At 69.1% G+C, this 16,760-nt stretch carries 12 protein-coding genes; 9 read left to right on the top strand and 3 right to left on the bottom strand.

Annotated features, from left to right (window positions below):
* The first annotated feature begins 71 nt into the window (after positions 1–71).
* Positions 72–2,369 (top strand): arginine/lysine/ornithine decarboxylase, encoded by a 2,298-nt coding sequence (locus LG388_RS11160; RefSeq protein ID WP_225782899.1) that lies wholly within the window; start codon positions 72–74, stop codon positions 2,367–2,369.
* 70 nt (positions 2,370–2,439) lie between these two features.
* Here the strand turns inward: LG388_RS11160 and LG388_RS11155 are convergent, their stop codons facing one another.
* Genes LG388_RS11155 through fabI form a run of 3 tightly spaced genes read right to left on the bottom strand, consistent with a single transcriptional unit; the run spans position 2,440 to position 4,552 of the window.
* On the bottom strand, positions 2,440–2,871 hold the full coding sequence (locus LG388_RS11155; protein WP_225782898.1) for a YbaN family protein: 432 nt from the start codon (positions 2,869–2,871) through the stop codon (positions 2,440–2,442).
* Positions 2,868–3,722, bottom strand: a complete 855-nt coding sequence (locus LG388_RS11150) for a DNA ligase (RefSeq protein ID WP_225782897.1) — start codon at positions 3,720–3,722, stop codon at positions 2,868–2,870. The genes LG388_RS11155 and LG388_RS11150 overlap by 4 nt, the downstream gene beginning before the upstream one ends.
* Before the next feature lie 38 nt (positions 3,723–3,760).
* Positions 3,761–4,552 (bottom strand): enoyl-ACP reductase FabI, encoded by a 792-nt coding sequence (fabI, locus tag LG388_RS11145; RefSeq protein WP_225782896.1) that lies wholly within the window; start codon positions 4,550–4,552, stop codon positions 3,761–3,763.
* A gap of 92 nt (positions 4,553–4,644) precedes the next feature.
* On the opposite strand from fabI, the gene LG388_RS11140 reads away from it, so the two are divergent.
* The 8 genes from LG388_RS11140 (at position 4,645) to infB (ending at position 16,723) form a co-directional block, all read left to right on the top strand.
* The gene (locus tag LG388_RS11140; protein ID WP_225783575.1) at positions 4,645–6,462 is read left to right on the top strand and encodes an extracellular solute-binding protein; all 1,818 of its coding nucleotides are present in this window, start codon (positions 4,645–4,647) and stop codon (positions 6,460–6,462) included.
* A gap of 21 nt (positions 6,463–6,483) precedes the next feature.
* Complete coding sequence (locus tag LG388_RS11135) at positions 6,484–7,512, top strand: microcin C ABC transporter permease YejB (protein WP_225782895.1); 1,029 nt, start codon at positions 6,484–6,486, stop codon at positions 7,510–7,512.
* Positions 7,496–8,572, top strand: a complete 1,077-nt coding sequence (locus LG388_RS11130) for an ABC transporter permease (protein ID WP_370630142.1) — start codon at positions 7,496–7,498, stop codon at positions 8,570–8,572. The genes LG388_RS11135 and LG388_RS11130 overlap by 17 nt, the downstream gene beginning before the upstream one ends.
* Positions 8,569–10,233 (top strand): ABC transporter ATP-binding protein, encoded by a 1,665-nt coding sequence (locus tag LG388_RS11125; protein ID WP_225782893.1) that lies wholly within the window; start codon positions 8,569–8,571, stop codon positions 10,231–10,233. Before LG388_RS11130 ends, LG388_RS11125 begins: the two co-directional genes overlap by 4 nt.
* A gap of 2 nt (positions 10,234–10,235) precedes the next feature.
* Complete coding sequence (locus LG388_RS11120; RefSeq protein WP_225782892.1) at positions 10,236–11,441, top strand: YbfB/YjiJ family MFS transporter; 1,206 nt, start codon at positions 10,236–10,238, stop codon at positions 11,439–11,441.
* A 216-nt stretch (positions 11,442–11,657) separates the two neighbouring features.
* Positions 11,658–12,260, top strand: coding sequence for a ribosome maturation factor RimP (gene rimP / locus LG388_RS11115; protein WP_225782891.1), 603 nt, complete (start codon positions 11,658–11,660; stop codon positions 12,258–12,260).
* Positions 12,261–12,278: 18 nt separating this feature from the next.
* The gene (gene nusA, locus LG388_RS11110; protein WP_225782890.1) at positions 12,279–13,766 is read left to right on the top strand and encodes a transcription termination factor NusA; all 1,488 of its coding nucleotides are present in this window, start codon (positions 12,279–12,281) and stop codon (positions 13,764–13,766) included.
* A 23-nt stretch (positions 13,767–13,789) separates the two neighbouring features.
* Positions 13,790–16,723, top strand: a complete 2,934-nt coding sequence (gene infB / locus LG388_RS11105; RefSeq protein ID WP_225782889.1) for a translation initiation factor IF-2 — start codon at positions 13,790–13,792, stop codon at positions 16,721–16,723.
* Positions 16,724–16,760: the final 37 nt, after the last annotated feature.

Here is a 16,760-nt window from a genome sequence, read left to right as displayed (position 1 = left end):
GTCCGGGAACCGTCACCTGCATTCCTTACACTTCGCGCCTTTGCCCGCCCCGCGCACTGGAGTCCGCGCCCATGAAGTTCCGCTTTCCCATCGTCATCATCGACGAGGATTTCCGCTCCGAGAACACCTCGGGCCTCGGCATCCGTGCCCTGGCGCAGGCCATCGAGACCGAAGGCTTCGAAGTGCTGGGCGTCACCAGCTATGGCGACCTGAGCCAGTTCGCGCAGCAGCAAAGCCGCGCCAGCGCGTTCATCCTGTCCATCGACGACGAGGAGTTCAGCGTCGAGACCGATCCGGGCGAGGTGGAGCCGGCGGTGCACAACCTGCGCGCCTTCATCGGCGAAGTGCGGCGCAAGAACCCGGACGTGCCGATCTACATCTACGGCGAGACCAAGACCAGCCGGCACCTGCCCAACGACATCCTGCGCGAGCTGCACGGCTTCATCCACATGTTCGAGGACACGCCGGAGTTCGTGGCGCGCCACATCATCCGCGAAGCCAAGAGCTACCTCGAGGGCGTGCAGCCGCCTTTCTTCAAGGCGCTGATCGACTACGCGGAAGACGGCTCCTATTCATGGCACTGCCCGGGGCACTCGGGCGGCGTGGCCTTCCTCAAGAGCCCCATCGGCCAGATGTTCCACCAGTTCTTCGGCGAGAACATGCTGCGCGCCGACGTGTGCAACGCGGTGGAGGAACTGGGCCAGCTGCTGGACCACACGGGCCCCGTGGCGGCCAGCGAGCGCAATGCGGCGCGCATCTTCAACGCCGACCACTGCTTCTTCGTCACCAACGGCACCAGCACCTCCAACAAGATGGTCTGGCACCACACGGTGGCGCCGGGCGACGTGGTGGTGGTGGATCGCAACTGCCACAAGTCCAACCTGCACGCGATCATCATGACCGGCGCGATCCCCGTGTTCATGAAGCCCACGCGCAACCACTTCGGCATCATCGGCCCGATCCCCAAGAGCGAGTTCGAGCCCGAGGCCATCAAGGCCAAGATCCGCGCCAACCCGCTGCTCAAGCACGTCGACGCGGACACGGTGAAGCCGCGCATCCTGACGCTGACGCAGTCCACCTACGACGGCGTGGTCTACAACACCGAGACCATCAAGAACATGCTCGACGGCTACGTCGACACGCTGCATTTCGACGAGGCCTGGCTGCCGCACGCGGCCTTCCACCCCTTCTACGGCCCGTACCACGCGATGGGCCGCAAGCGCGCGCGGCCGAAGGAATCGCTGGTCTTCTCCACCCAGTCCACGCACAAGCTGCTGGCCGGCATCAGCCAGGCCAGCCACGTGCTGGTGCAGGACTCGCAGAACCGCCAGCTGGACCGCGAGCTGTTCAACGAGGCCTACCTGATGCACACCTCGACCAGCCCGCAGTACGCCATCATCGCCAGCTGCGACGTGGCCGCCGCGATGATGGAGCCGCCCGGCGGCACCGCGCTGGTGGAAGAGAGCATCCTGGAAGCGCTGGACTTCCGCCGCGCCATGCGCAAGGTGGAAGAAGAGTTCGGCGCCGACGAATGGTGGTTCAAGGTCTGGGGCCCGGACGAGCTGGTGGACGAAGGCATCGGCCGCGCGGACGACTGGATCATCAAGGCCGACGCCAACGGCAAGGACGGCCACGGCGCCGGCAGCTGGCATGGCTTCGGCAACCTGGCCGACGGCTTCAACATGCTGGACCCGATCAAGTCCACCGTGGTCACGCCGGGGCTGGATCTGGACGGCAAGTTCGCCGAAGTGGGCATTCCGGCCAGCATCGTCACCAAGTTCCTGGCCGAGCATGGCGTGATCGTGGAGAAGACGGGCCTGTACAGCTTCTTCATCATGTTCACCATCGGCATCACCAAGGGCCGCTGGAATTCGCTGCTGACGGCGCTGCAGCAGTTCAAGGACGACTACGCGCGCAACCAGCCGCTGTGGCGCGTGCTGCCCGAGTTCTGCCAGAAGCACCCGGTGTACGAGCGCATGGGCCTGCGCGACCTGTGCCAGCGCGTGCACGAGCTGTATGCGAAGTACGACGTGGCGCGCCTGACCACCGAGATGTACCTGTCGGACCTGGAGCCGGCCATGACGCCGAGCGACGCCTTCGCGCACATCGCGCACCGCAAGACCGAGCGCGTGGAGATCGACCAGCTGGAAGGCCGCATCACCACCAGCCTGATCACGCCGTACCCGCCCGGCATTCCGCTCCTGATCCCGGGCGAGGTCTTCAACAAGAAGATCGTGGACTACCTGAAGTTCGCGCGCCAGTTCAACCTGGAGTGCCCGGGCTTCGAGACCGACATCCATGGCCTGGTCGCACGCGTGGACGAGGCGGGCGTCAAGCGCTACTACGCGGACTGCGTGCGGGCGTCCTGAGCGGCTGAGGAGCTGTGCGAGAGAGCGGCCGATTCCGGGTGACCGGGTCGGCCGTTCCGCGTTTCGGCGTTCAGCGTGGCGGCTCGGGCCGCAACCAAAGCCAGATGCCCACCGCCGCCATGGTGAGGCTGCCCAGCAGCGCACCCCAGCGCGGGCTGAGCCACCACATGATCGCGCCGCAGGCCAGCATGGCGACGGTGGCACTCCACTTGGCGCGCCGGCTCACGCGGCCGCCGGCCTGCCAGTCGCGGATCATGGGCCCGAAGAGCCGGTGGCGGCCCAGCCAGGCCGCCAGGCGCGGCGAACTGCGCGCCGCCGCCCACGCGGCCAGCAGCACGAAAGGCGTGGTGGGCAACCCCGGCAGGATCACGCCCAGCACCGCGAGCACCAGTGCGACGACGGCCAGGGTCTGCAGCAGCACGCGCTGGAGACCGCGCGCCACGGTCGGGGCCGGCAGCGGCGGCGGCTGTCGCTCGTCGCCGGCGTCGGGCGGCGCGCTCACAGATCGGGGCGCTCGCGCACGAAGCGCGCGAAGCGGGGCAGGCCCGAGGCATTGAAGCCGTCATGCCGGTAGGTGACGGTGGCGCCCACGGGCGGGGGGTGGCGCCGCTGCGCGTCGGTGAAGCCGCTGCCCAGGCGGAAGCGGCGGCCGTCGGGCGTCCGCACTTCCAGCGCACCCAGCCGCCCCGCATGCCTGCCGCGCCCGGGCACATGGCCGACGACGACGGCTTCGGCATCCTGGTGCGGCTTGACCTTGAGCAGGTCGCCGCTGCGCTCGGCGCGGTAGAGCGAGGCGCCGCGATGCAGCATGAGGCCCTCGCCGCCCAGCTTGACGGTCTTGTCCAGCAAGGCCATCAGCGCGGCATGCGTGGTGGCCGGCTGCTGCGCCACGGGCACCAGCCAGGGCGCCTCGGGCAGGGGCAGCAGGCGCTTGAGCGCGGCCAGCCGCTCGTCGAAGGGGCCGGCCTGCGCGGGCAGGTCGAAGACCATGAAGCGGATCTCGCGCCAGTCCTTGTCCTCGGGCTGCTGGCGGCGCACGGTGGAGACGGTGAACTCGAAGCGGCCGCGGCCGGCCCACAGCTCGCCGTCCATCGGCTGCGCGGGCCAGCCGGCCGTGAACCAGGCCGGCGCCGCGATGCGTTCGCCGCCGCGCGACCAGAGCTGCTGGCCGTCCCAGCGCGCGCGCATGCCGTCGTACTTCTCGCTGATCCACCAGCCCGCCAGCGGCATGCCCGGGCGGTAGACCTCGGCCAGCAGCAGGGCGGGCGGCGCGGCCCGTGCCGGCCGCAGCGCACTCAGCAGGGCGGGAAAAGCCAGCGCCGAAAGAAGAAGGCGCCGGCGAGCGGGAAGCATCGGTGCGGCTCCCCGGTTGCGTCCGTGGGCGGGCAGGCTCAACCCACCATGTCGGCGGACAGGCCCGCCGTCTGGCTGAAGCCGCCGTCCACGTAGGTGATCTCGGCCGTCACGCCCGAGGCCAGGTCGCTCAGCAGGAAGGCCGCCACGTTGCCCACGTCCTCGATGGTCACGTTGCGGCGCAGCGGCGCGGCGCTGGCCACGTAGCCCAGCAGCTTGCCGAAGTCCTTGATGCCGCTGGCGGCCAGCGTCTTGATCGGGCCGGCGCTGATGCCGTTGACGCGGATGCCCTTGCCGCCCAGCGCTTCGGCCATGTAGCGCACGCTGGCTTCCAGGCTGGCCTTGGCCAGGCCCATGGTGTTGTAGTTGGGGATGCTGCGCAGCGCGCCCAGGTAGCTCAGCGTCAGCAGCGAAGCCTTGTCGCTCAGGAAGGGCAGGGCGGCCTTGGCCATGCCCGGGAAGCTGTAGGCGCTGATGTCGTGCGCGATGCGGTAGTTCTCGCGCGACAGGCCGTCGAAGAAGTTGCCGGCGATGGCCTCGCGCGGCGCGAAGCTGATGGCATGCACGAAGCCGTCGAACTGCGGCCAGGCCTGCGACAGGTCGGCGAACAGGCGTTCGATCTGCGCGTCTTCGCCCACGTCGCAGTCGAAGACCAGTTTTGAATCGAACTCGGCGGCGAAGTCGGTGATGCGGTCCTTGAAGCGCTCACCCACGTAGGTGAACGCCAGTTCCGCGCCCTGCTGCCGGCAGGCCTTGGCGATGCCGTAGGCGATGGAACGGTTGCTCAGCACCCCGGTGATCAGCAGCTTCTTGCCGGCGAGAAAACCCATGGGAATATCCTTCTAAGTAAGACTTGAAAACTCTGGGGCAGAATTCTCGCATGCGACTTTGCACCGTGGCCCTGGCCGCATTCGTCACCTTCATGGGCGGCACCGGCATCCAGGCCCACGCCGCGCACGGCTATGCGCTGTGGGACGACCTGAAGTACCCCGAAGGCTTCACGGCCTTCGACTACGTCAACACCGACGCGCCCAAGGGCGGCGAGCTGCGGCTGGTCAGCAACTTGCGCTTCTCGACCTTCGACAAGTACAACCCCTTCACGCTCAAGGGCTCGTCTCCGGCGTACATCGCCGACCTGATGTTCGAGACCCTGCTGTACACGCCCATGGACGAGACGGCCTCCGGCTACGGGCTGCTGGCCGAGGACGTGGAAGTGGCGCCCGACCGGCTCAGCGCCGTGTTCAAGCTGCGGCGCGAGGCGCGCTTCCACGACGGCAGCCCGGTGGAGGCCGCGGACGTGAAGCACAGCTTCGACACCCTGCGCGGGCCGCTGGCCATGCCGCAGTACGCCACGCTGCTGCAGGAAGTGAAGGAGGCGCAGGTCGTGGACCGGCTCACCGTGCGCTTCGTCTTCAAGGTGCCCAACCGCGAACTGCCGCTGACCGTCGGCACCCTGCCGGTCTTCAGCCGCCACTGGGGCACGAAGGACGGCCAGCCCAAGCCCTTCGACCAGATCGTCACCGACACGCCGCTGGCCAGCGGGCCGTACCGCATCGGCCCCGTGCGCTTCGGGCGCGACATCACGTACGTGCGCGACCCGCACTACTGGGGCCGTGATCTCAACGTGCGCCGCGGCACCGCGAACTTCGAGCGCATCACGGTCAAGATCTACAAGGACAACACGGCGCGGCTGGAGGCCCTGAAGGCCGGCGAGTTCGACTTCATGAGCTTCTATTCGGCGGGCGACTGGGCGCGGCGCGTGAACGGTCGACGCTTCGACAGCGGCGAGCTGGTCAAGCAGGAGTTCGCGCACAGGCACCCGGCCGGCTGGCAGAGCTACGTGCTCAACACGCGCCGCCCGCAGCTGCAGGATGCGCGCGTGCGCGAGGCGCTGGGCCTGGCGCTGGACTACGACTGGATGAACCGGCAGCTCTTCTACAACGGCTACCCGCGCGTGAAGGACCTGTTCGGCAACACGCAATGCGAGGCGACGGGCCTGCCTTCGGAGCCCGAGCGCGCGCTGCTCGAGCGCTGGCGCGGCCAGGTACCCGAGGCCGTGTTCGGCCCCATGTACCAGCCGCCCACCACCGAGGGCGAGGGCCGTTCGCTGCGCGACAACCTGCGCCGGGCGCGCGAGCTGCTCGCGCAGGCGGGCTGGACCTACCGCGACGGCGCGCTGCGCAACGCCCAGGGCCAGGCCATGGTGCTGACCTACCTGGACAGCCGAGAGGGCGGCATCCGCACCGTTTCGCCCTGGATGCGCAACCTGCAGAAGCTGGGCATCCGCCTGAACTTCCAGGCGGTGGATTTCGCGCTGTACCAGCAGCGCATGGACCAGTTCGACTTCGACATCGTCACCATCAACTTCCAGGGCACGCACAACCCCGGCCAGGAGATGGTGGAGTACTTCGGCAGCAAGGCCGCCGGCACCGAGGGCTCGAGCAATTTCACCGGCGTGAAGAGCCCCGCGGTGGATGCGCTGCTGGGCCGCATCCTCTCGGCGAGCAGCAAGGACGAACTGCTGCCCGCCTGCCGCGCGCTGGACCGCGTGATCATGCACAGCCACTACCTGATCCCGCAATGGACCCTGACCGCGCACCGCCTCGTCTACAACGCCTGGCGCACCGCCCACAAGAGCCCCATGCCGCCTTATGCGCTGGCCGAGCAGTGGGCCATGTTCACCTGGTGGGCCGCAAAGGGCGGGCCCGATGCGCCGCCGACCCGGGCCGGCACGCCATGAGCTTCCTCGCACGCTGACACCATGGGCGCCTACATCCTGCGTCGCCTGCTGCTCATGGTCCCCACGCTGCTGGGCGTGGTGGTCATCACTTTCGGCATCATCCAGTTCGTGCCCGGCGGCCCGGTGGAGCAGTACCTGATCGAGGCGCGCACGGCGATGGGCTCGGGCGCCGACTCCGGCGGCGGCCTGTACCGCGGCGGGCAGGGCGTGGACCCGCGCCGGCTCGAGGAGATCAAGGCGCTGTACGGCTTCGACAAGCCGCCGATGGAGCGCCTGGTGCAGATGCTGGGCCAGTTCGCGCGCTTCGACCTGGGCCAGAGCTTCTTCCAGAACAAGAGCGTGTGGGCGCTGATCGTCGAGAAGCTGCCGGTCTCGCTGAGCCTGGGCCTGTGGACCTTTCTCATCAGCTACGCGATCGCGGTGCCGCTGGGGGTGGCCAAGGCCGTGCGCGCGGGCTCGCGCTTCGACGTCTGGACGTCGGTGCTGGTGCTGGTCGGCTACGCGATCCCCGGCTTCGTGCTGGGCGTGGCGCTGCTGGTGATCTTTGGCGGGCAGCTGCAATGGTTCCCCTTGCGCGGGCTCACGTCGTCGAACTGGGAAGAGCTCGGCTGGGGGGCGCGCATCGTCGACTACCTCTGGCACGTCACGCTGCCGGTCACGGCGATGGTGCTGGGCAGCTTCGCCATCACGGCCATGCTGACCAAGAACGCCTTCCTCGAGGAAATCCGCAAGCAGTACGTGCTGGTGGCGCGCGCCAAGGGGCTGAGGGAAAAGCAGGTGCTGTGGAAGCATGTGTTCCGCAATGCGCTGATCCCGATCGTCACGGGCTTTCCGGCGGCCTTCATCGGCGCCTTCTTCACCGGCTCGCTGCTCATCGAGACGCTGTTCTCGCTCGACGGCCTGGGTCTCTTGAGCTACGAGAGCGTGATCCGCCGCGACTACCCGGTGGTGCTGGGCACGCTTTATTTCTTCACGCTGATCGGGCTTGTGACCAAGCTCGTCAGCGACCTCTGCTATGTCTGGGTCGACCCGCGTGTCAAGTTCGACTGAGTCTGCCGCCATCGCGGATGCCGGCGCCGCCACCCGCGCTCAATCGCCCGGCCGGCGCGCCTGGCAGCGCTTCAAGCGCAACCGGCTGGGCTACTGGAGCCTCTTGATCTTCAGCGTGATGGTGGTGCTGAGCCTGGGGGCCGAGCTGCTGTCCAATGACCGGCCGCTCATCGTGCGCTACGAGGGGAAGACCTATTTCCCGATTGCGCGCGACTACGCGGAAACCGTGTTCGGTGGCGATTTCGATGCCCCCACCGACTACCTCGACCCCTTCATCCAGGAACGCCTGAGCCAGGACGGCAACTGGGCGTTGTACGCCCCCAACCGCTATGGCGCCAACACCATCAACTACTTTGCCAAGGACCCGGCGCCCGGCCCGCCTTCGGCGCAGAACTGGCTGGGCACGGACGACCGTGGCCGCGACCTGCTGGCCCAACTGATCTACGGCTTTCGCGTAAGCGTACTCTTCGGCCTGGCGCTCGCGGCCATCGGCACCGTGCTGGGCATCGTGGCCGGCGCCATCCAGGGCTACTTCGCGGGCAAGACCGACCTGCTGATGCAGCGCGCCATCGAGATCTGGGGCGCGATGCCCGAGCTGTACCTGCTCATCATCTTCAGCGCCATCTTCGCGCCCAGCGTGGCGCTGCTGCTCATCATCCTGAGCCTGTTCGGCTGGATCGGCCTGGCCGACTACGTGCGCGCCGAATTCCTGCGCAACCGGCAGATGGACTACGTGCGCGCCGCCCGCGCGCTGGGCGTGGGCAACCTGGCCATCATGTGGCGCCACATCCTGCCCAACAGCATGGTGCCGGTCGTCACCTTCCTGCCCTTTCGCATCAGCGCGGCCATCCTGGCGCTGGCCTCGCTCGACTTCCTGGGCCTGGGCGTGCCGCCCGGCACGCCCTCGCTGGGCGAGTTGCTGAACCAGGGCAAGTCCAGCATCGACGCCTGGTGGATCTCGCTGTCCACCTTCGGCGTGCTGGTGCTCACGCTGACGCTGCTGACCTTCATGGGCGACGCGCTGCGCGACGCGCTCGATCCGCGCAAGGTGCAGGCATGAGCGGGCCGGACACGGTGCCCGCCATGCCCGAGCCGCTGCTGTCGGTGCGCGGGCTGCGCGTGGCCTTCGCCGGCAAGCCGGTGGTGCACGGGCTGGACCTGGACATCGCGCCGGGCGAGAAGCTCGCGCTGGTCGGCGAATCGGGTTCGGGCAAGACGATCAGTGCGCTGAGCCTGCTGCGCCTGGTGCCCGACGCCGAGCTGGCCGGCCAGGCGACCTTCGCGGCCGCCCGCAGCGGTGCGCCGGCACGCGACCTGCTGCGCTTGCCCGAGCGCGAGATGCGCGGCATCCGCGGCCGCGAGATCGCCATGATCTTCCAGGAGCCGATGACGGCCCTGAATCCCCTGTACCCGGTGGGCGAGCAGATCGCCGAGGTGCTGGAACTGCACGAAGGCCTGCCCGCGCGCGAGGCGCATGCGCGGGCGGTGCAGCTGCTGGCCGACACCGGCGTGCCCGAGCCGGCGCGCCGGGCGCGCGCGTTCCCGCATCAGCTCTCGGGCGGGCAGCGCCAGCGCGCCATGATCGCGATGGCGCTGGCCTGCCGGCCCAGGCTGCTGCTGGCCGACGAGCCCACCACGGCGCTGGACGTGACGCTGCGCGTGCAGATCCTCGAACTGCTGGAGCGCCTGCAGCGCGAGTACGGCATGGCCGTGCTGCTGATCACGCACGACCTGAACCTGGTGCGCCGCTTCGCCGACCGCGTAGCCGTGATGGAGCGGGGCACGCTGGTGGAGGAGGGGGCCGTGGCCGAGGTGTTCGCCGCGCCCCGGCATGCCTACACGCGCAAGCTCATCGACAGCCGGCCCGTGCGGGACGTGAGCGACGTGCCGCCCGCCGGCGCCGGCGATGCGCGGCTGCTCGAAGGCCGGGATCTGCGCGTGAGCTACCCGGTGCCGCGCCCCGGCATCCGGGGCTGGTTCGGCCGCGATGCCTTCGTGGCCGTGGCGGGCGCCGACCTGCGCATCGCGCGGGGCGAGACGCTGGGCGTGGTTGGCGAATCCGGCTCCGGCAAGTCCACCCTGGCGCTGGCGGTGCTCGGCCTGCTGCGCTCGGAAGGCGAGCTGCAGGTCGCGGGCCAGCGCTGGAGCGGCCACCTGGCGCGGGACCGCGCCTTGCGCCGCGTCGTGCAGGTCGTCTTCCAGGACCCGTTCTCCTCCCTGTCGCCGCGGCGCACCGTCGAAGAGATCGTGGGAGAGGGCCTGCGCGTGCACGCGCCTGGGCAGGATGCGGCGGCACGCCGCGCGCGCGTGCGCGAGGTGCTGGCCGAAGTGGGCCTGGACGAAGAGCGCTTTCCGGCGCTGCTGCAGCGCTACCCGCACGAGTTCTCGGGCGGCCAGCGCCAGCGCCTGGCCATCGCGCGCGCCCTGGCGGTGCGCCCGCAGCTGCTGGTGCTGGACGAACCCACCAGCGCGCTGGACGTGACCATCCAGAAGCAGGTGCTGGGCCTGCTGCAGCGCCTGCAGCGCGAGCACGGGCTGAGCTACCTGCTCATCACGCACGACATCGAGGTGATCCACGCGATGGCCCACCGCGTGCTGGTGATGAAGGACGGCCAGGTGGTGGAGCAGGGCACGGTGGAGCAGGTGCTCGAGGCGCCCGCCCAGCCCTACACCCGGCAACTGATCGCGGCCTCGATGGCCGGAACGCCGCAACAAGGCTGAGTATGTCGAGCATCGGAAGAGATTCACGCGGCGCCTGGCGCGCTGCACTGGCCTGCATGGTGACGCTGGCGGTGGCCATGGGCCTGGGGCGCTTCGCCTTCACGCCCATGCTGCCCGTGATGCTGCACGAGGGCCACATCGACCTGCAGGGCGGCGGCCTGCTGGCGTCGCTGAACTATTTGGGCTATTTCGTCGGCGCGCTGTCCTGCGCCGCCATCCGCGTGCCGGCCGCGACCATGGTGCGCGCGGGCCTCGTGGCCACGGCGGTGCTGCTGCTGGGCATGGGGTTGCTGCATGGCTTCACGGCCTGGGGCGCGATCCGCACGGCCGCGGGCGTGATGAGCGCCTGGACCTTCGTCTTCGCCTCCGGCTGGGGCCTGCGGCGGCTGGCGGAAACCGGCGCGCCCGCGCTGGGCGGCGTGATCTACAGCGGCCCGGGCATCGGCATCGCGGCCACGGGGCTGCTGGGCGGTCTGGCCGCGCGCTGGGGCGCCGATGCGGCCTGGATCGGCTTCGGCATCGTGGCGCTGGTGCTCATCGCGGTGATCTGGCGCGTGTTCGACGATGGGGCGGCGCCCGCCGCGCAGGCCGCCGGCGCCGGCACGCCTGGGCCCACCGCCGCGCCGCATGCAGGCCGCAGCGACGCGCGCTGGCTGGTCGGGCTCTACGGACTGGCCGGCTTCGGCTACATCATCACCGCCACCTTCCTGCCGGTCATCGCGCGCCAGGCACTGCCGGGCTCTCCCTGGCCCGACCTGTTCTGGCCGCTGTTCGGCCTGGCGGTGATCCCGGGCGCCCTGATCGGCGCCCGCGCGCCCACGCACTGGGACAACCGGCTGCTGCTGGCGGCGGCGTATGCGATGCAGGCAGTGGGCGTGCTGCTGTCGGTGGCCTGGCCCACGATCACGGGCTTTGCGCTGGGCAGCCTGCTGCTGGGCCTGCCGTTCACGGCGATCACCCTGTTCGCGGTGCGCGACGCGCGGCGGCTGCGCGGCAATGCGGCGGCGGGCCTGATCGGCTACGCGACGGCTTCCTACGGCATCGGCCAGATCCTGGGGCCGCTGTTCGCGGCGCCGCTGGCGCAGCGCACGGGCTCCTTCGCCGTGCCGCTGCTGGTGGCGGCCGCCGTGCTGGCCTTGGGGGCGCTGCTTTTCGCCTGGGTGTGGCGCCGGGCGCAACCGATTCGCACGGCGCAGGCAGTTTCCTGAGCGCAAAGGCTGCAATTTGCACGCAATGGGCCTATAATCGAGAGCTCACGACCAAGTCGGGCGGGTACCAACCGCCCGTTTTTTTTGGGTCGTTTCTTTTTTCCTCCCGCCCTGGCCCGTGCATGACCGACCAGGCGCCTCGCGGCCCCGGCCGCGGCGGTGCCCGCAGCGCACAGGCACGGGCTGGAATCACTTCACAAGGAAGCGCGCCTTCAGGTGGCATTGCAGCAGACAGTCGAAACTACGGTGGCCGGGTTGGGCTACGACCTGATCGAGATCGAACGCTCGGCGGGGGGGCTGCTGCGCGTCACCATCGACCTGCCCTGGAATGGGTCCCTGGCGCCCGGGCAGCCCGAGGCCTTCGTGACCGTCGAGGATTGCGAAACCGTCACGCGCCAGCTGCAGTATGCGCTGGAGGTGGACAACGTCGACTACAAGCGCCTGGAAGTGTCCTCGCCCGGCATCGACCGCCCCCTGCGGCACGAGAAGGACTTCGAGCGTTTCCAGGGCGAGGTGATCGACCTCACGCTCAAGGCCCCCATGGGCGAAGCCGCGGCCGGCCAGGTCAGCGCCAACCGCAAGAAGTTCCGCGGCACGCTCGAGCGCGTGGCGGACGCGCAGGGGCAGGCGGCCGGCTGGCGGATCGTCTGGAGCGACGAGCCCGCCCCCAAGCCGGGCCAGAAGGTGAGCAGGAAGCGCGCACCGGCGCCGCTGCAGGCGCTGGACTTCACGCTCGACGAGCTGCGCGAGGCGCGCCTTGCGCCCATTGTGGATTTCAAGGGGCGCAAGCCCCGAACCGGCACGGCGATGCCGGAGTAATGGAAGGAGCCAGGTGGCATGAATCGCGAAATGTTGATGTTGGTGGATGCGATCTCGCGCGAGAAGAACGTGGAGCGCGACGTGGTTTTTGGTGCCGTGGAGTCGGCGCTGGCGCAGGCCACGAAGAAGCTGTACCAGGGCGAGGTGGACATCCGCGTGGCGATTGACCGCGACAGCGGCGCCTACGAGACCTTCCGCCGCTGGCATGTGGTGCCCGACGAGGCCGGCCTGCAGCTGCCCGACCAGGAGATCCTGCTGTTCGAAGCCAGGGAAGAGGTGCCGGACATCGAGGTCGACGAGTACATCGAGGAGCCCATCGAATCGCTGCCCATCGGGCGCATCGGTGCCATGGCCGCCAAGCAGGTGATCCTGCAGAAGATCCGCGACGCCGAGCGCGAGATGCTACTCAATGACTTCATGTCGCGCGGCGAGAAGATCTTCACCGGCACGGTCAAGCGCCTGGACAAGGGCGACATCATCGTGGAATCCGGGCGCGTCGAAGGGCGCCTGCGCCGCTCCGAGATGATCCCCAAGGAGAACCTGCGCAACGGCGACCGCGTCCGCGCCATGATCATGGAAGTGGACCTGACCTTGCGCGGCGCGCCGATCATCCTCTCGCGCTCGGCGCCGGAGTTCATGATCGAGCTGTTCCGCAACGAGGTGCCCGAGATCGAGCAGGGCCTGCTCGAGATCAAGAGCTGCGCCCGCGACCCCGGTTCGCGCGCCAAGATCGCGGTGCTGAGCCACGACAAGCGGGTCGACCCGATCGGCACCTGCGTCGGCGTGCGCGGCACGCGCGTCAACGCCGTGACCAACGAGCTGGCCGGTGAGCGCGTCGACATCGTGCTGTGGTCCGAGGACCCGGCGCAGTTCGTGATCGGCGCCCTGGCACCGGCCAACGTCAGCTCGATCGTGGTGGACGAGGAAAAGCACGCCATGGACGTGGTGGTCGACGAGGAGAACCTCGCCATCGCCATCGGCCGTGGCGGCCAGAACGTGCGCCTGGCTTCCGAGCTCACGGGCTGGAAGATCAACATCATGGACGCGAACGAATCGGCCCAGAAGCAGGCCGAGGAGACCAGCACCATGCGTGCGCTGTTCATGGAGAAGCTGGATGTGGACGAGGAGATCGCCGACATCCTGATCGCCGAGGGCTTCACCAGCCTGGAGGAAGTGGCCTACGTGCCGCTGTCCGAGATGCTGGAGATCGAGGCTTTCGACGAAGACACCGTCAACGAACTGCGCGCCCGCGCCAAGGACGCGCTGCTGACCCTGGAAATCGCCAGGGAAGAGAGCGTGGAGAGCGTCTCGCAGGACCTGCGCGACCTCGAAGGGCTCACCCCCGAGATCATTGCCAAGCTGGCCGACGCAGGCGTGAACACGCGCGACGACCTGGCCGACCTGGCGATCGACGAACTGACCGACATCACCGGCCAGAGCGCCGACGACGCCAAGGCCCTGATCCTCAAAGCGCGGGAACACTGGTTCACCGACGCGCAAGAGTGATGTGATGGGAGCCCGAAACACATATGTCCAGCACCACCGTTGCAGAGTTCGCTCAGGAACTCAAGAAGACACCCGAAACCCTGCTTGAGCAATTGCGCAGCGCAGGGGTGAGCAAGGCCGCGGCCAGCGATGCGCTGACCGAGGGCGACAAGCAGCAGCTGCTGTCGCACCTCAAGGCCAGCCATGGCAGCGCCCCCGCCGAGCGCAAGAAGATCACGCTGACGAAGAAGTCCACCAGCGAGATCAAGCAGGCTGACGCCACGGGGCGTGCCCGCACGATCCAGGTCGAAGTGCGCAAGAAGCGCACCTTCATCCAGCGCGACGATGCGCCGGCCGAGGCGCCGGCGCCGGCACCGGCCGTCCAGGCTCCGCCGCCGCCCCCCGCGGTGCCGCAGATCGACCCGGCCGAGCTGGCCCGCCGCGAGGAAGAAGCGCGCCGCGCCGCCGAACTGCTGCGCCGCCAGGAAGAAGACCTGGCTGAAAAGCGCCGCCAGCGCGAAGCGGCCGAGGCCGCCGAGCGCGCCAAGGAAGAGCAGGAAGAGCAGGCCGAGAAGTCGCGCGAGGCCGCGGCGGAACGCGCACGTGCCGAAGCCGCGGCGTTGAACGCCGCGGCCGCCAAGGCCCGCAACGCGCCGGCGCTGGAAGCCGCTGCTGCTGCCGCCGCCGAGGCCGAGCAGAAGGCCGCCGCGGAAAAGGCCGCGGCAGAGAAGGCCGCGGCCGAGAAGGCCCGCGAGGAAGCCAAGGCCAAGGCCGCAGCCGAATCGAAGGCACGCGCCGACGAGGAGGCCGCCCGGGCGCGCGACCTGGAAGAGCGCCGTCGCAAGGCCCTGGCCGAAGCCGAGGCCATCCGCGAGATGATGAACGCGCCCAAGCGCGTGCTGGTCGCGAAGAAGGAAGAACCCGCGCCCAAGCCCGCCGTCAAGGGCACGCTGCACAAGCCGGCCACGACGGCCGGTGGCGCGGCCGCGGGCGGTGCACGCCCGGCCGCAGGCGCGCCTGCGGCGCCGGGTGGCAAGGAGATCAAGTCCGCCAAGACCTCTTCCGCCTGGGCCAACGACCAGGGCAAGAAGAAGGAAATCAAGACGCGCGGCGACGCCTCCGGCGGCGTCGGGCGCGGCAACTGGCGCAGCGGGCCGCGCGGCCGGCGTGGCAACGACCGCCACCAGGACGAGCCGCAGCAGGCGCAACCGGTGGAAGCGCGCGTCATCGAGGTGCACGTGCCCGAGACCATCACGGTCGCCGAGCTGGCGCACAAGATGTCGGTGAAGGCGTCCGAAGTGATCAAGCAGCTGATGAAGCTGGGCCAGATGGCCACGATCAACCAGCCGCTGGACCAGGACACGGCCATGATCCTCGTCGAGGAAATGGGCCACACGGCCGTCGTGGCGGCGCTGGACGATCCGGAGGCCTTCACCGAAGAGGAAGTGCAGGCCGCATCGGCCGAGGCCTTGCCCCGCGCGCCCGTGGTCACCGTCATGGGCCACGTGGACCACGGCAAGACCTCGCTGCTGGACCGCATCCGCACCACCAAGGTGGCGGCGGGCGAGGCCGGCGGCATCACGCAGCACATCGGCGCCTACCACGTCGACACGCCGCGCGGCATGGTGACCTTCCTGGACACCCCGGGCCACGAGGCCTTCACGGCCATGCGTGCGCGCGGCGCCCAGGCGACCGACATCGTGATCCTGGTGGTGGCCGCCGACGACGGCGTGATGCCGCAGACCAAGGAAGCCATCAAGCACGCCAAGGCCGCCAAGGTGCCGATCGTGGTCGCGGTCAACAAGATCGACAAGCCCGAAGCCAACCCCGAGCGCGTGAAGAGCGAGCTGGTGGCCGAGGAAGTCGTGCCCGAGGAATTCGGCGGCGATTCGCCCTTCGTCGAGGTCTCGGCCAAGACGGGCAAGGGCATCGACGACCTGCTGGAGCAGGTGCTGCTGCAGGCCGAAGTGCTGGAGCTCAAGGCCCCGGTGGAAGCCTCCGCCAAGGGTCTGGTCATCGAAGCGCAGCTGGACAAGGGCCGCGGCCCCGTGGCCACGGTGCTGGTGCAGTCGGGCACGCTGAAGGTGGGCGACGTGGTGCTGGCCGGCTCGACCTCGGGCCGCGTGCGCGCCATGCTGGACGAGGACGGCAAGGTCACCAAGACGGCCGGTCCGTCGATCCCGGTCGAGATCCAGGGCCTGACGGAAGTGCCGCAGGCGGGCGACGAGTTCATGGTCATGGCCGACGAGCGCCGTGCCCGCGAGATCGCCACCTACCGCGCCGGCAAGTTCCGCAACACCAAGCTGGCCAAGCAGCAGGCCGCCAAGCTGGAGAACATGTTCGCCGACATGACGGCGGGCGAGGTCAAGACCCTGCCCCTGATCATCAAGGCCGACGTGCAGGGCTCGCAGGAAGCGCTGTCGCAGTCGCTGCTCAAGCTGAGCAACGAGGAAGTGCGCGTGCAGATCGTGTACGCCGGCGTGGGCGGCATCAGCGAGTCGGACGTGAACCTGGCCATCGCCGCCAAGGGCATCGTGATCGGCTTCAACGTGCGGGCCGATGCCGGTGCGCGCAAGCTGGCCGAAGGCAACGACGTCGACATCAAGTACTACAGCATCATCTACGACGCCGTGGACGAGCTGAAGACCGCGATGGCCGGCATGCTGGCGCCCGAGAAGCGCGAAGAGGTCATCGGCCATGCCGAGATCCGCACCGTGTTCGTGGCCTCCAAGATCGGCACCGTGGCGGGTTCGTACGTGCTCGACGGCGTGGTCACGCGCAACGCGCACTTCCGCCTGCTGCGCGACAACGTGGTGATCTACACGGGCGAGATCGAGTCCGTGAAGCGCCACAAGGACGATGTCAAGGAAGTCCGCGAGGGCTTCGAGTGCGGTATCAAGCTGCGCAACTACAACGACATCCGCGAAGGCGACCAGCTCGAGGTCTTCGAGATCAAGGAAATCGCGAGAACCTTGTGAGCCCTGCGTCGGGCGTGGGAGCCACCAGCTCCCACGC

It is taken from the genome of Xenophilus sp. Marseille-Q4582 (genome assembly GCF_916700565.1).
Classification (GTDB): domain Bacteria; phylum Pseudomonadota; class Gammaproteobacteria; order Burkholderiales; family Burkholderiaceae_C; genus Xenophilus.
This window is presented reverse-complemented; position numbering and strand designations above follow the sequence as displayed.

Coding starts and splice junctions, on each gene's coding strand:
- nusA (WP_225782890.1), top strand. CDS start 12,279: ATGAATCGCGAAATGTTGATGTTGGTGGATGCGATCTCGCGCGAGAAG.
- LG388_RS11160 (WP_225782899.1), top strand. CDS start 72: ATGAAGTTCCGCTTTCCCATCGTCATCATCGACGAGGATTTCCGCTCC.
- LG388_RS11140 (WP_225783575.1), top strand. CDS start 4,645: ATGGGCGGCACCGGCATCCAGGCCCACGCCGCGCACGGCTATGCGCTG.
- LG388_RS11150 (WP_225782897.1), bottom strand. CDS start 3,722: ATGCTTCCCGCTCGCCGGCGCCTTCTTCTTTCGGCGCTGGCTTTTCCC.
- fabI (WP_225782896.1), bottom strand. CDS start 4,552: ATGGGTTTTCTCGCCGGCAAGAAGCTGCTGATCACCGGGGTGCTGAGC.
- infB (WP_225782889.1), top strand. CDS start 13,790: ATGTCCAGCACCACCGTTGCAGAGTTCGCTCAGGAACTCAAGAAGACA.
- LG388_RS11125 (WP_225782893.1), top strand. CDS start 8,569: ATGAGCGGGCCGGACACGGTGCCCGCCATGCCCGAGCCGCTGCTGTCG.
- LG388_RS11135 (WP_225782895.1), top strand. CDS start 6,484: ATGGGCGCCTACATCCTGCGTCGCCTGCTGCTCATGGTCCCCACGCTG.
- LG388_RS11120 (WP_225782892.1), top strand. CDS start 10,236: ATGTCGAGCATCGGAAGAGATTCACGCGGCGCCTGGCGCGCTGCACTG.